The organism is Neisseria sp. LACPHL-SPEC-2024-00856 (genome assembly GCF_047915665.1).
GTDB lineage: Bacteria > Pseudomonadota > Gammaproteobacteria > Burkholderiales > Neisseriaceae > Neisseria > Neisseria polysaccharea.
The window spans coordinates 1-1,239 of sequence record NZ_JBLRPR010000023.1 but is presented as its reverse complement, the minus strand read 5'-3'; the positions used below and the strand labels follow the sequence as shown (position 1 = coordinate 1,239).

At 55.7% G+C, this 1,239-nt stretch carries 1 protein-coding gene; it reads right to left on the bottom strand.

Going from position 1 to position 1,239, the window contains the following annotated elements:
- Window positions 1-1,239 (bottom strand): autotransporter outer membrane beta-barrel domain-containing protein (locus ACNAU7_RS10315; RefSeq protein ID WP_416302167.1); only part of this gene is annotated, 1,239 nt, incomplete at both ends.

Below are 1,239 nucleotides of genomic sequence, written 5' to 3'. Positions count from 1 at the left end.
GCGGCGCACCACGCCCAAGCCGTATTCCAACCAGCCGCCTCGGTGTTTGAATTCCTCCACGGCAGAGCCGTTGAACCTGTGGCGGATCGTGCCGATAAACTCGCGTTTGTACATCAGCTTGCCGTAGATGTTCAGCCTGCCGCCGTCCAAACCGTCCACGCCCGCCCGAAAGCCGAACCGCCCCATCAGGCTGCGGAAGTTGTCCGTCTCGGTAGACAGCCCGTTTGACAGCGAAAAGCCGTAGCCGCGCGTAAACCAGTAAGACAACTGCGCTTCCGGCTGCCACCAATAGGTTTTGCCGCCGTCCTGTTTTTCCATCCGCCTGCCGACTTCGGCGGAAAGCATATAGGCATTCAGGCGCGCCTCGTTCGATTCGACCCGTTTGCCGACGTAATTGGTCAACCCGTAGCTGCCCTTATATCGGGCGATATTGGCGACCAAATCATAATAAGCCCTGCTTTTCCTGTTGAGCCAGGTGGAATAAACGCCTGTCGCCCTGCCGTAGATTTTGCCGCTTCCGGCGTAGTCTTCGGAAGCGTAGGACGATTGGAGATGGCGGAACATCAGCCCTTTGTAATGAATCCATTTATCGCCGAACCCCGTCCGGTTGAAGCCGCCGGCAAAGCCCCAATAGCGGTTGCCATAACCGCCCACGCGGTAATCGCTGCTGCTGCCGACGAATTTTCCGCCGACGCGTTTGAGCCAGACATTGTTGTCTTTCTGCGGCGTTTCGTCGGCGTGGATTTCGCCCATACGCTGCACCAGCGTTTCATCGGAAACCGCGTTCAACTGATATAACGCCTCGCCGAAAAGAACGCTGCTCGATGCGCCCGGCGTCAGGGTGGCCGGGTAGAGGTAGAAGTCCCGCTTACCGTCTGCGGAAATATTGACCTTTTTGGAATCACCCGACTCGCCCAAGGCAAAACACCACCCTCCCTGTTCCGTACATTTGACGCGCAGTTCGTATGACGCTTTTGTGTTTTCGGCATCGCCTTTGTTTTCGACCAGCTTTAAAAACTCCCTGCCCGTCGTTTTTGCCTTGGCATCGTCCGTATATTCGATGATGTGCGTCCCTTCGCTGCCTTTTCGGGTAATCAGCTTGTCCGATTCGCCTTTGACGATGTCGCCATACATTTTGAACACGCCGCCATCGCCCTTGAGCTTGCTCACGGACACTTTGACGAATTTATTGCTGTTGCTAAATTCGACCTGCGCGTCTTCCGACAAATCCAACTCTTT